This is a genomic window from Streptomyces sp. NPDC056527 (assembly GCF_042794475.1).
Taxonomy (GTDB): domain Bacteria; phylum Actinomycetota; class Actinomycetes; order Streptomycetales; family Streptomycetaceae; genus Streptomyces.
In genome coordinates this window covers 1-11,719 of the sequence record NZ_JBHTTQ010000159.1, presented here as the reverse complement: position 1 = coordinate 11,719, position 11,719 = coordinate 1, and the positions used below count along the sequence as shown (strand labels likewise).

Below are 11,719 nucleotides of genomic sequence, written 5' to 3'. Positions count from 1 at the left end.
CGACAGGTCCGTACGGCCCGGGCCTTCGCTCTCTCCTACGCGCAGGTGCCGGCGAACGAGTCCCGGGTCACGACGTCGGTCGAGGCCGCCGTCGTGTCCAGCCAGACCGTCCGCTGCCCGTCGCCGAGCTGCGGGGACAGCTGCATACCGGAGGAGCAGGAGACCCTGCTGTACGTCGGGGTGCCGCTCACCACGTCCGCGAGCGGCGCGACGTTCACCTTGCCGATCCTGCCGGTCCAGGCGCCGAGGGCACCGCTGGGGTCGTACGTCGAGTAGGCGAAGTACTGCTCGTTGACGGAGAACTGGCCGCCGTAGCTGATCGACGGGTTGGCGATCTTCTTCTTCTGGGTGAGGTCGCTCAGCGGCGCCGACCAGAAGTTGTCGGAGCGGAAGAGGAACGCGGTGGTCTCGCGCCAGAAGACCCGGTCCCTGGTGAGCTGGATGTCCGTGGCCTCGCCGAAGACGAAGGACTGGATCCGCACGCGCTGCGAGGCACCGGTGGCGATGTCGTACACGCTGATGTGGTCGTTGTCGCCGTCCCGCCAGGCCACCGTGCCGTGCTTCATGGTCAGGCGCGCGGCGGTGGTGCCCGGTGCCGGGGTCAGGTTGACCGTGGTGCCGTCGCGTTCCCGGAGCATGACGTCGGACTCGCCGTCCTGCCTGTCGATGTAGGCGAGCCGGCCGTCGGCGGTCACGGGCTCCATCTCGTCGCCCGGGCCGTCCACGAGCTTGCGGATCGCGCCCTGGCCCTTGTCGCCCGCGGTGTAGACACCGACGGAGTCCGCGGTGATCCGGGTGAACACGATCCGGTCGTCGTCGAGCGACGGGTCGAGGAGATAGGCGTCCTTCTGGGCCAGCTCGCGCTGCGAGTCGCCGTGCCGTTCGTCCCCGTGCTGCTCGCCGAAGCGGCCGACCGTGATGCCGAAGTCCGCGCTGTTCGCGTTCCAGGCGATCGCGTCACCGTGGCCGATCGCGTACACGTCGCCGCTGATCTGCGCCGCCTGCTCGTCGACCCCGCTGTACACCTCGTACGCGGGCAGGACGTCACGGGCGAGCGTCTTGCCGTCGTGGGTGCCGGACCTGCGCTCCCAGCCCTCCACGATGCCGTGGTCGTCGAAGGCCCTGGCGATCGCCTCGCGGTCGGCGCTGGAGACCTTGAGCGACTTCGCGGCGAGGGTGACCGCGTTACGCATGTCCGAGAAGCCGGAGAGCGGGGTGAGGTAGTTCTGCGCGGCCCGGTAGACGATCTCGTCCGCGAGCTCCGGGTCCAGGTTCTTCCGCATGTCCCACAGTGCGCCGGAGACGATCGTGGAGTTGAGGTGGACGCCGCCGTTGTCGATGTCGAGCGACGAGGGGAGGTAGTCCTCGCCGGCGACCCGGCCGTCGTTCATGTCGCGCAGCGCGCACTCGGCGAGCGGCTTGGTGCCGTTGCAGAGGTACTCGCCGATGAGACCCGAGGTCGGGTCGGACATGGCGACGCCCTTGTCGGCGGTCTCCATGGCGTTGCCGAAGTAGTCGGATATCGCCTCGTTGAGGGCGCCCGACTGGTTGAGGTAGACGAGTCCGGCGCTGTGCTCGGTCACGCCGTGGGTCATCTCGTGGCCGACGACGTCGAGGCCGACCGAGAGCGGGACGCCGTTCATGTGGCCGTACACCATCTTGGTGCCGTCCCAGAACGCGTTGGCGTAGTCCTTGCCGCCCCGGGAGACGTTCACGACGGAGTGGATCGTGCCGCCCTTGCCGTCGATGCCGTCGCGGCCGATCTCGTTCTTGAAGTACTCGTAGACCTTCGCGGCGTTGAGGTGGGCGTCCACGGCGCCGGAGGTGGTGGCGGTCCCCTCGAAGCGGTCGGTCGGCGAGGAGACGACCTTCACGTCCTCCGTGACCGGGCCGTTCGCCACCTCGAGGTAGCTCTTGCGGTTCGCGTCGTACGTGAGGATCCGGCCGCCGGCCTTCGGGAACATCGCGCGCGAGGAGTCGGCGAGCGAGTACGAGCCGTCCTCCTCCTTGTTGACCTCGATCCGCTCCTCGGCGCCGTCCACCTTCACGCCCGTGCCCTGGGCGGGCGAGACGGCCGCGGCATCGATGTTGTCGTACGAGAGAGCGATGCCGCCCACGTGCGCGTCGACGAAGACCTCCCGGCGGACCGGGGAGCCGTCCGCCTTCGCGCCGGTGACGGTGAAGTGCCAGGCGAGGCGGCCGCCGCCGGAGCCGGGCAGCACGGTCGGACCGTGGCTCTCGGTTCCGCCGCCCTCGACACCGGTGAGGCTGCCGTCGAGGGTGAACATCCGCTGCCGGGCGGTGGCTTCGGTGACCGTCGGCGTGGTGGAGACGGTCAGCTCGGGGTAGAGCGTGCCGGTCGCGGAGACGACCTGCTCGCCGCCGTCGGCCGCCTCGGTCTGTACGGCGTACTCGGCGCCGAACACCGGGACGCCGCCCCGCTTCTGCTGGAAGCGGACCGAGGACTGGGCCCCGGACCTGGTCGTGCGCACCGTCGTCAGCTCGGCGACGGGGACGCGGTAGGTCTGCTCGTGCGCCTTGAGGTGGGCGCGGGCCGCCTCGGCCGGGGTGCCGGTGCGGGGTGCGGAGTCGAGGCCCTGCGTCATGCGGGGCGCGACCGGGGTGGCGGGCAGGGTGGCTGCCGGGGTCTCCGGCACCTCCTGCGCCTGGGCGGGAACGGTCAACAGGACTGAACCGGTTGCCGCGGCGACGACGCCGGTGGCCAGGATCCGACGGATCCGTTGTGTTCTCACGAAGTCTCCCCATCACACACGTACGCGAGGGCTGGTGGCCCTCGCGACTGATGGGGTCGATCGTTCGGTAGGGCGGGTTCCGCTTACAAGGGATCGGACGTGGCGTGAAGCCGCCCAGGCGTAAATGCGCCTATGGCAGCGTGAGTTGTGGGTCTCGTGGCGAGTCAGTGACCGGCCGGTCGTTCGTCCAGCCAGCCCGACTCGGCCGCGTGCCAGCCGAGTTGGAAGCGGGTCGCCGCGCCCACCGCCTCCATCAACGCGTGCAGACGTCGCTGCACCGTGCGGTGCCCCATGCCCAGGTGACGGGCGATGGCCGAGTCGGTCAGACCGACATGGAGCAGCGCGACGATCCGCCGGTCGACCGGGTCGAGCCGTCCCGCCTCGTCCGCGAGGCCCGCTTCGCCGGAGGCCGTACTGAGCCGCCGGCCCTTCTCGAAGTACTGCTCGAAGAGCGAGATCAGCGACGTGAGCAGCCCGCTGCGGTGCACCACGAGCGCCACCGGCTCCTCCGTCTCGTCCCGCTCGGGATCCAGCGGAAGCAGCGCGCACTCGCCGTCCATGATGATCAGCTTGATCGGCAACTCGTCGGTGACCACGATCTGCTGGCCGTCCGCGACGAGCCCCGCGAGCCAGTGCGCGGCACGGGTGTCCTCCAGCCAGGACCGCGCCACGACGGCCCTCAGGCTCAGGCCCCGTCGCATCGAGTCCCGCTCGACCTCGTCGAGGTTGTCCTCGATCGTGACGACGGCGGGCGCCGCCATCGCCGGGACCAGCGAGCGGACCTCGTACCGCGCCTCACGCTGCATCGCGATGAGCCGGCGCCGGATCGCGGCGGCACCGGAGAGGACCTCGACGGGAGCGCCGGAGCTGCGGGTGTGGGCGGCGCGATGCCGCTCGGCGAGCTCGGTGACGAAGTGCTCGACGCGGTGCAGTGCCGTACGCCGGGACTCCAGGAGCGGCCCGAGCGCGAGGACGGGGGAGGCCGCGCGGTACCGCACGTCGTCCCCGTCCCGCTCGGCGCTGGCGAGCCCGCGCTCGACGAGCCCGGTGAGCGCGCGCAGGACCGTCTCCGGGTCCGAGGACGGGTGGCCGAGCGCGGTGGGATCGCTGTCGGGCCGGTCCACCAGGAGCCGGTAGACGCTGTCCTGTTCGGCGTCGAGCCCGAGCAGCGCGAGCAGGGAAGCGTCCCCGGACACCGACTCCACCCGTACCCCACCCCTCCCGGCCGCCCCTCCAGAGGGGTCAGGGTAAACGGGGCGCTCCGGCGCCGCTACGATCACGCCTCGTCGTCGAGGTGCCGGGGAGGGACCGTGCAGGAAACACGCGCCGTCGAGTTGGTCTATGTACCGACGCGGGCCGAGGTCACGGAGGCGGTCCGGATCAGGTTGCGCCACTCGCCGATGGGGCGCCTGCTGCGGTGGCTGCTGCCCACCGCCGTCGTCCTGTGCTTCCTGATCGTGGTGTGGGAGCTGGCGGGGCCGGGGGAGCCGGAGCTGTCGAAGGCGTTCCTCTTCGGCGGGCTGGGCGCCTTCGTCCTCGTGCTGGGGCCGCTGATCCCCCGGGTGACGGGGCGCCAGATGTACGGGCTCGTCGAGCCGCAGGGGGAGTTCCGGGCCGTCGTGGACGACGACGGGGTGAGCTGGACCACGCGCGTCAGCGAGACCACGAGCCGGTGGGCGATGCTGCCCCTGTACGTCGAGACGCCGTCGCTCTTCGTGCTGCTCTCCGCCGACAAGGCGGGCGTCGGTGTCGCCGCCCTGCCCAAGCAGGGCGTGTCCGGCCCCGGGGAGCTCGACCGGCTGCGGGGGATCCTGGAACGTCATGCGAAGCGGGTCTGACACCCGTACGCCGGGCTGACACGCGAAGGGGCCCGCACCGGATCGCTCCGGTGCGGGCCCGTTCCGTACCTCAGGTCACTTCTGCGCGCACTCCGCGCACGTCCCGAAGATCTCGACCGTGTGCGCCACGTTCACATAGCCGTGCTGGGTGGCGATCGTCTCCGCCCACTGCTCCACCGCCGGGCCCTCCACCTCGACCGCCTTGCCGCAGACGCGGCAGACGAGATGGTGGTGGTGGTCGCCCGTCGAGCAACGACGGTAGACCGTCTCGCCCTCGCTGGTGCGCAGCGCGTCGACCTCGCCCGCGTCCGCGAGGGACTGGAGCGTGCGGTACACCGTCGTGAGGCCGACGGAGTCGCCGCGGTGCTTGAGCATGTCGTGCAGCTCCTGGGCACTGCGGAACTCGTCCACCTCGTTCAGTGCCGCCGCCACCGCGGCCCGCTGCTTGGTCGAGCGGCCGCGTACGGGGGGTCCTGCCGTCGCCACAGGGGCCTCCTAGTGATGTCGTCGCCCCCGCCATTCTGCCAGGCTGCTAGACCCTGGCGTCGTCCGTGGGTCGCCGCGTGGACGGAACGGCCATGTCGCACTCCGCCGAGGACGGGGACGAGGACGACGACGCTGCCTCCGCCGCCCGGGCGCGGCGCCTGGCCAGGGGCGCGGCGAGCGCCGTCAGGACGATGAAGACGGCGATCGCGAGCAGCACGATGAGCGAGCCCGGCGGCAGGTCCTGGTAGTACGTGGTGACGGTGCCCGTCAGCGTGACGCCGGTGCCGATGACGATCGCGAGGACGAACGTCGTGCGGAAGGAGCGGGACAGCTGCTGCGCCGCCGCGACCGGTACCACCATCAGCGCGCTGACGAGGAGCAGGCCCACGACCCGCATCGCGACGGTGACGGTCACGGCCGCCGTGATCGCGACGAGCAGGTTGAGGGCCCGCACCGGCAGGCCGGTCACGCGGGCGAACTCCTCGTCCTGGCTGACGGCGAAGAGCTGACGGCGCAGGCCGATGGTGACGAGGACGACGAAGGCGGCGAGCACGGCGATCGCGGTGACGTCCTCGGACGACACCGTGGACAGGGATCCGAAGAGGTACGAGAGCAGGTTGGCGTTGGAGCCGCCGCCGACCTGGATCAGCATGACGCCGCCCGCCATGCCTCCGTAGAAGAGCAGTGCGAGCGCGAGATCGCCGCGGGTGCGTCCGTACGTCCGGATCAGCTCCATCAGCACGGCGCCGGCGACGGCGACGAGGGTGGCCATCCACACGGGGCTGCTGTTCAGCAGGAAGCCGAGGCCGACACCGGTCATGGCGACATGGCCGATGCCGTCGCCCATCAGGGCCTGACGGCGCTGGACGAGGAAGATGCCGACGGCGGGCGCGGTGATGCCGACGAGGACGGCCGCGAGGAGCGCCCGCTGCATGAAGGCCGGTTCGAGGAATTCCATGATCAGGTCAGCTTCCTCAGGTCAGCAGACCCGTACGGAGCGGCTCACCGGCCGCGTGCGGATGAACGTGGTCGTGGCCGGGCAGCGCGTGCTGGCCGACGGCCTGCGGCGGCGGGCCGTCGTGGACGACGCAGCCGTCACGGAGGACCACGGCCCGGTCGATCAGCGGCTCCAGGGGGCCCAGCTCGTGCAGCACGAGCAGGACGCTGGTGCCGCCCGCGACCTGCTCGCGCAGGGTGGCGGCGAGGATCTCCTGGCTGGCGAGGTCGACGCCGGCCATCGGCTCGTCCATGATCAGCAGCTCGGGCTCGGAGGCGAGCGCGCGGGCGATCAGGACGCGCTGGTGCTGGCCGCCGGAGAGGGCGCTCACCGAGTCCTTGGCGCGGTCGGCGAGGCCGACGAGCGCGATGGCGCGGTCGACGGCGGCCCGGTCGGCCTTGGTCAGCGGGCCGAACCTGCGGCGGGAGAGCCGGCCGGAGGAGACGACCTCGCGGATCGTGGCGGGGACGCCGGAGGCGGCGGTGGTGCGCTGCGGTACGTAACCGACGCGGGCCCAGTCGCGGAACCGCTTCTGCTCGGTGCCGAAGAGCGAGATCGTGCCGCCGGTCAGCGGCACCTGGCCGATGACCGCGCGGACGGCGGTGGACTTTCCGGAGCCGTTGGCGCCGAGCAGCGCGACGACCTCGCCGGGGTTCACGGCGAGGTCGATGCCGCGCAGGACGGGGCGCGAGCCGAGGGTCGCCGTGGCTCCGCGGACGGAGATGACGGGCGCGGTCACGGGTGCCTCCTGCTGTGCGTGGGTCACTTCGCGCCGAGGGCCTTCTTCAGCGCGGCGAGGTTGGACTGCATGACCTCGATGTAGTCATCGCCCTTGGACGCGTCCGTGATTCCCTCCAGCGGGTCCAGGACGTCCGTCTTGAGGCCGGTGTCCTTGGCGAGGGTCTTCGCGGTCCTGTCGCTGGCGAGCGTCTCGAAGAAGACGGTGGAGACCTTGTCCTTCTCCGCGATGGACTGGAGCTCCTTGACGCGGGCGGGGCTCGGCTCCGACTCGGGGTCGATGCCGGTGATGCCCTCCTGGTCCAGGCCGTAGCGCTCGGCGAGGTAGCCGAAGGCGGAGTGGGTGGTGATGAAGGTCTTGGTGGTGGTGTTCTTCAGACCGGTCTCGAACGCCGTGTCCAGATCGCCGAGCTTCTTGACCAGGGCGTCGGTGTTCTTCTTGTAGTCGGCGGCGTGGTCCGGGTCGGCCTTCTCCAGGGAGGCGCCGACACCCTTGGCGACCTCGGCGTACTTCACGGGGTCGAGCCAGATGTGCGGGTCGGCACCGGCCTCGGACTCGTGGCCGTGCTCGTGACCCTCTTCCGCGTGGCCGTGCTCGTCGGCTGAGTGGCCGTGGCCGGCTCCGGTGCCGTGCTCCTCGAGCTCGGTGAGGGTGCTGACGTCGACGGTGTTCTCGACCCCCGCCTGCTCGATCGCGTCGTCGACGGCGGGCTGGACGCCCTTGAGGTAGAGGATGTAGTCGGCGTCGCCGAGCGCGCCTATCTGCCGCGGCTTGAGCTCCAGGTCGTGCGGCTCGACGCCGGGCGCGGTGAGCGTCTCGACGGAGACGTGCTCGCCGCCTATCTGCTCGGCCAGGTACTGCATGGGATAGAACGACGCCACCACGCTGAGCCCGCCCTCGCCCTTGTCGGCGGCGTCGGAGGTTCCGGAGCACGCGGACAGGGTCACGAGCCCCAGGGCGACGGCTCCGGCGACGGCGGTGGGGGGTATGAGGCGACGTACGTTCATGACACTCATTTTCAACAAAGTTGGAAACGGTTGTCAATTGCCCTTCCTGTGTTCCCGGCCACGCCCCGCCGGGCCCGTCCGCCCGCACGTGGAGGCCGGGCCGATTTGATACCGGGGGTGCGGGCGCCGGTAATCTGAAGCATTCGCACTTCGTCGTCGTAATGAAGAGAGCACCGTGGCCGCCGACAAGATCGACACCATCGTCAGCCTGAGCAAGCGCCGTGGCTTCGTCTACCCGTGCAGCGAGATCTACGGCGGCCAGCGTGCCGCCTGGGACTACGGACCGCTGGGTGTCGAACTCAAGGAGAACATCAAGCGCCAGTGGTGGCGTTACATGGTCACCGCGCGCGAGGACGTCGTCGGCATCGACTCGTCGGTGATCCTGGCCACCGAGGTCTGGGAGGCCTCGGGTCACGTCGCCACCTTCACCGACCCGCTGACCGAGTGCACCTCCTGTCACAAGCGCTACCGCGCCGACCACCTGGAGGAGGCGTACGAGGAGAAGCACGGCCGTCTCCCCGAGAACGGCCTCATCGACCTGAACTGCCCCAACTGCGGCAACAAGGGCACCTTCACCGAGCCCAAGCAGTTCTCCGGTCTGCTCTCCACCCACCTCGGCCCGACCCAGGACTCCGGCTCGGTCGCCTACCTGCGCCCCGAGACCGCGCAGGGCATCTTCACCAACTTCGGCCAGGTGCAGCAGACCTCGCGCAAGAAGCCGCCGTTCGGCATCGCGCAGATGGGCAAGTCCTTCCGGAACGAGATCACTCCGGGCAACTTCATCTTCCGCACCCGCGAGTTCGAGCAGATGGAGATGGAGTTCTTCGTCAAGCCGGGCGAGGACGAGCAGTGGCACGAGTACTGGATGGAGCAGCGCTGGAACTGGTACACGGGCCTGGGTCTCCGTGAGGAGAACATGCGCTGGTTCGAGCACCCGAAGGAGAAGCTCTCCCACTACTCGAAGCGCACCGCCGACATCGAGTACCGCTTCCAGTTCGGTGGCAGCGAGTGGGGCGAGCTCGAGGGTGTCGCCAACCGCACCGACTACGACCTGAAGGCGCACTCCAAGGCTTCCGGCAACGAACTGTTCTACTTCGACCAGGAGACCCAGGAGCGCTGGACTCCGTACGTCATCGAGCCCGCCGCCGGTGTCGGCCGCACCATGCTGGCGTTCCTGCTCGACGCGTACAACGAGGACGAGGCCCCGAACGCCAAGGGCGTCATGGAGAAGCGCACCGTGATGCGCCTCGACCCGCGCATCGCGCCGGTCAAGGTCGCCGTCCTGCCGCTCTCCCGCAACCCGCAGCTGTCGCCGAAGGCCAAGGGCCTCGCCGCCGACCTGCGGCAGAACTGGAACATCGAGTTCGACGACGCCGGCGCCATCGGCCGCCGCTACCGCCGCCAGGACGAGATCGGTACGCCGTTCTGCGTCACCGTCGACTTCGACACCCTGGACGACAACGCGGTGACCGTGCGTGAGCGCGACACCATGAAGCAGGAGCGCGTCTCCCTGGACCAGATCCAGGGCTACCTGGGCAGCCGCCTGCTCGGCTGCTGACACCGTCGTACGCAGAAGCCCCCCGGTTCCGTCGGAACCGGGGGGCTTCCTCGTGTCTGTGCGTTTCCGTACTCAGGGGCGACGCGGGCGACTCACGGGCGCAGCCCGCGCAGCAGCAGGTCGACCACGGCATCGAACTCCGCCTGGATCGTGGCTCGCCGCCACTCCGGGGCATAGGCCGGGTCGTGGAACCGGGCCGTGGCGGAGAAGAGCGCCTGGGCCGTGCCGGCGGCGTCGGGGGCGGTGAACTCGGCGCCACGGACGCCCTCTTCGACGATCTCGCGCACCTGGCCGACCAGGACCTCCAGGTGGTCCTCGACCACTCCGCTGTTCTCGTCGAGCAGGACCTCGTACGTGGCGAACAGCTCGGGGTCGTCACCGGCCTTGTGGCGCTTGGCCTCGAAGAGCTCGGCGAACCAGGCGCGGAGCTTCTCCGGGGCCGGCCGGTCCGCGGATCCGGTCAGCTCGGCGAGCTTGGCTTCCGTACGGGAGAGCCAGCGGGCCGTCACCGCCTCGCGCAGCGCCGCCTTGGTACGGAAGTGGCGGTAGACGCTGCCGTGGCTGACACCGAGCACCCGGGCCACGTCCACGACCGTCGCCTTCGCGGGGCCGTAGCGCCGCAGGACCTCCTCGGTGGCTTCGAGGATGCGCTCGGCGGTCAGGGTCTCGGTGGCGGCCATGGAATGACAGTACCTGTCAGCCCGGACCGCTCAGTGCTCGCTGTCCAGATGGGCCATCTGCGCCTGTGGGTAGCGCTCGCCGGCCGCCGCGCCGACGGGCACGGCCGTCTCGATCGCCGCGAGGTCGGCGGCGTCGAGCGTCACGTCCAGGGCGCCGAGGGCCTCCGAGAGCCGGTCCCGGCGGCGGGCGCCGATCAGCGGCACGATGTCGGCGCCGTGCCGGGCCCCCTGGGCAAGGACCCAGGCGATCGCGGTCTGTGCGACCGTCACGCCCTTGGCGTCGGCGAGGGCGCGCAGCCGGTCCACCAGGTCCAGGTTCCGATGGAGGTTGTCGCCCTGGAAGCGGGGGGACATCCCGCGGAAGTCGCCCGGGGCGAGCTCGCGGTCACGGGTGAAGTGGCCGCTGATCAGGCCGCGCGACAGCACTCCGTACGCCGTGATGCCGATGCCCAGCTCGCGGGCGGTGGGCAGGATCTTCTCCTCGATGCCGCGGGAGATCAGGGAGTACTCGATCTGGAGGTCGGCGATCGGGGCGACGGCGGCCGCCCGGCGCAGGGTGTCCGCGCCGACCTCGGAGAGGCCGATGTGCCGGACGTGTCCGGCCTCGACCAGCTCGGCGATCGCGCCGACGGTCTCCTCGATCGGCACGTCGGGGTCCACGCGGGCGATCCGGTAGATGTCGATGTGGTCGGTGCCGAGGCGCTGGAGGGAGTACGCGGCGAAGTTCTTCACCGCGGCGGGCCGGCCGTCGTACCCGGTGAAGCCGCCCTCGACCGTGCGCAGGGCGCCGAACTTCACGCTGGTCAGGGCCTTCTCGCGAGCGGCCGCGGGGGCCGTGCGCAGGGCCTCGTTGATCAGCAGCTCGTTGTGCCCCATCCCGTAGAAGTCGCCGGTGTCGAGCAGGGTGACCCCGGCGTCCAGAGCGGCGTGGATGGTCGCGATCGACTCGGCGCGGTCGCTCTCGCCGTACAGCGCGGACATGCCCATGCAGCCGAGGCCGAGTGCGGAGACCTGCGGGCCGGTGGTGCCGAGGGTGCGGGTGGGGAGCGTGCGGGTGGAGGTCATGGGGGTCTCCTCGGGAGGGAGTCGGGGCGTCGGGGGAGCGACGCAAGACAACTATGGCATGACGACTGACAGATTTCAATGTTTGTCATTCACTCGCCAGGGTGGGAAATGGTGTGCCGAGGGGTGGGGAGGCGGGTAGCGTCTGCGGCATGTCTTCGTTCTTCCAGATCTACGAGTGAGAGCGCCGCGGGTCCGACCTCCCGCGTAGCGCCAGCCGATTGACCACCGCATTTCTCACTGATGGGAGAACCCCATGGCCAAGGGCCGCAACAACCTCCTCGGCGTCGGCGGACAGCGCAAGAAGCTGTCCCGCGGCGACCAGCAGGGCGCCGTTCAGAGCCGTAACGCCGACCGCAAGGCCGCGGTCGACCAGAAGCAGGAGCTGCTGAAGAAGATGCGCGAGCGCGCGCTGGGTGCCGAAGGCACCGAGACCGGGGAGACGACCGGGGCGGCCTCGGGCGCCCAGGAGTAGCACCCGGCCGGTACGACGACGTGGGGGGCGGGCGCCCCCGCCGCCCCCCCCCCCCCCCCGGGCGCCGCCCCCCCCCCGCGGGGGCGCCCGCCGCCGGGGGGCCGCCCGCCGGCCCCCCCCCCCC

At 70.7% G+C, this 11,719-nt stretch carries 11 protein-coding genes; 3 read left to right on the top strand and 8 right to left on the bottom strand.

The annotated features are described in order from the left end of the window. Nucleotides 1–35 precede the first annotated feature (35 nt). Nucleotides 36–2,753: a M4 family metallopeptidase gene (locus ACFQ7Q_RS36080; RefSeq protein ID WP_383562841.1), complete on the bottom strand. Its 2,718-nt coding sequence runs from the start codon at nt 2,751–2,753 to the stop codon at nt 36–38. Nucleotides 2,754–2,917: 164 nt separating this feature from the next. Beyond that, nucleotides 2,918–3,949, bottom strand: coding sequence for a helix-turn-helix transcriptional regulator (locus tag ACFQ7Q_RS36075; RefSeq protein ID WP_383562838.1), 1,032 nt, complete (start codon nt 3,947–3,949; stop codon nt 2,918–2,920). A 114-nt stretch (nt 3,950–4,063) separates the two neighbouring features. Between ACFQ7Q_RS36075 and ACFQ7Q_RS36070 the strand changes: the two genes are divergently transcribed. After that, on the top strand, nt 4,064–4,591 hold the full coding sequence (locus ACFQ7Q_RS36070) for a YcxB family protein (RefSeq protein ID WP_383562835.1): 528 nt from the start codon (nt 4,064–4,066) through the stop codon (nt 4,589–4,591). A 75-nt stretch (nt 4,592–4,666) separates the two neighbouring features. On the opposite strand, the gene ACFQ7Q_RS36065 is transcribed toward ACFQ7Q_RS36070, so the two are convergent. The 4 genes from ACFQ7Q_RS36065 to ACFQ7Q_RS36050 are packed head-to-tail and all read right to left on the bottom strand — an operon-like array spanning nt 4,667 to nt 7,820. After that, complete coding sequence (locus ACFQ7Q_RS36065; RefSeq protein ID WP_383562832.1) at nt 4,667–5,077, bottom strand: Fur family transcriptional regulator; 411 nt, start codon at nt 5,075–5,077, stop codon at nt 4,667–4,669. Between the two features lie 46 nt (nt 5,078–5,123). After that, on the bottom strand, nt 5,124–6,041 hold the full coding sequence (locus tag ACFQ7Q_RS36060) for a metal ABC transporter permease (protein ID WP_383562844.1): 918 nt from the start codon (nt 6,039–6,041) through the stop codon (nt 5,124–5,126). A 10-nt stretch (nt 6,042–6,051) separates the two neighbouring features. Further along, nucleotides 6,052–6,813 carry a metal ABC transporter ATP-binding protein gene (locus ACFQ7Q_RS36055; RefSeq protein ID WP_383562829.1) on the bottom strand — a complete coding sequence of 254 codons (762 nt, stop codon included), beginning with the start codon at nt 6,811–6,813 and terminating at the stop codon, nt 6,052–6,054. A gap of 23 nt (nt 6,814–6,836) precedes the next feature. Beyond that, nucleotides 6,837–7,820 carry a metal ABC transporter substrate-binding protein gene (locus tag ACFQ7Q_RS36050; RefSeq protein ID WP_383562826.1) on the bottom strand — a complete coding sequence of 328 codons (984 nt, stop codon included), beginning with the start codon at nt 7,818–7,820 and terminating at the stop codon, nt 6,837–6,839. A 175-nt stretch (nt 7,821–7,995) separates the two neighbouring features. Between ACFQ7Q_RS36050 and ACFQ7Q_RS36045 the strand changes: the two genes are divergently transcribed. Next, the gene (locus tag ACFQ7Q_RS36045; RefSeq protein ID WP_383562823.1) at nt 7,996–9,378 is read left to right on the top strand and encodes a glycine--tRNA ligase; all 1,383 of its coding nucleotides are present in this window, start codon (nt 7,996–7,998) and stop codon (nt 9,376–9,378) included. A 92-nt stretch (nt 9,379–9,470) separates the two neighbouring features. On the opposite strand, the gene ACFQ7Q_RS36040 is transcribed toward ACFQ7Q_RS36045, so the two are convergent. Next, nucleotides 9,471–10,058, bottom strand: a complete 588-nt coding sequence (locus ACFQ7Q_RS36040) for a TetR family transcriptional regulator (protein ID WP_383562820.1) — start codon at nt 10,056–10,058, stop codon at nt 9,471–9,473. Nucleotides 10,059–10,088: 30 nt separating this feature from the next. Beyond that, the gene (locus ACFQ7Q_RS36035) at nt 10,089–11,123 is read right to left on the bottom strand and encodes an aldo/keto reductase (RefSeq protein ID WP_383562817.1); all 1,035 of its coding nucleotides are present in this window, start codon (nt 11,121–11,123) and stop codon (nt 10,089–10,091) included. Nucleotides 11,124–11,376: 253 nt separating this feature from the next. Between ACFQ7Q_RS36035 and ACFQ7Q_RS36030 the strand changes: the two genes are divergently transcribed. Next, nucleotides 11,377–11,595, top strand: a complete 219-nt coding sequence (locus ACFQ7Q_RS36030; RefSeq protein WP_383562815.1) for a DUF6243 family protein — start codon at nt 11,377–11,379, stop codon at nt 11,593–11,595. Nucleotides 11,596–11,719 lie beyond the last annotated feature (124 nt).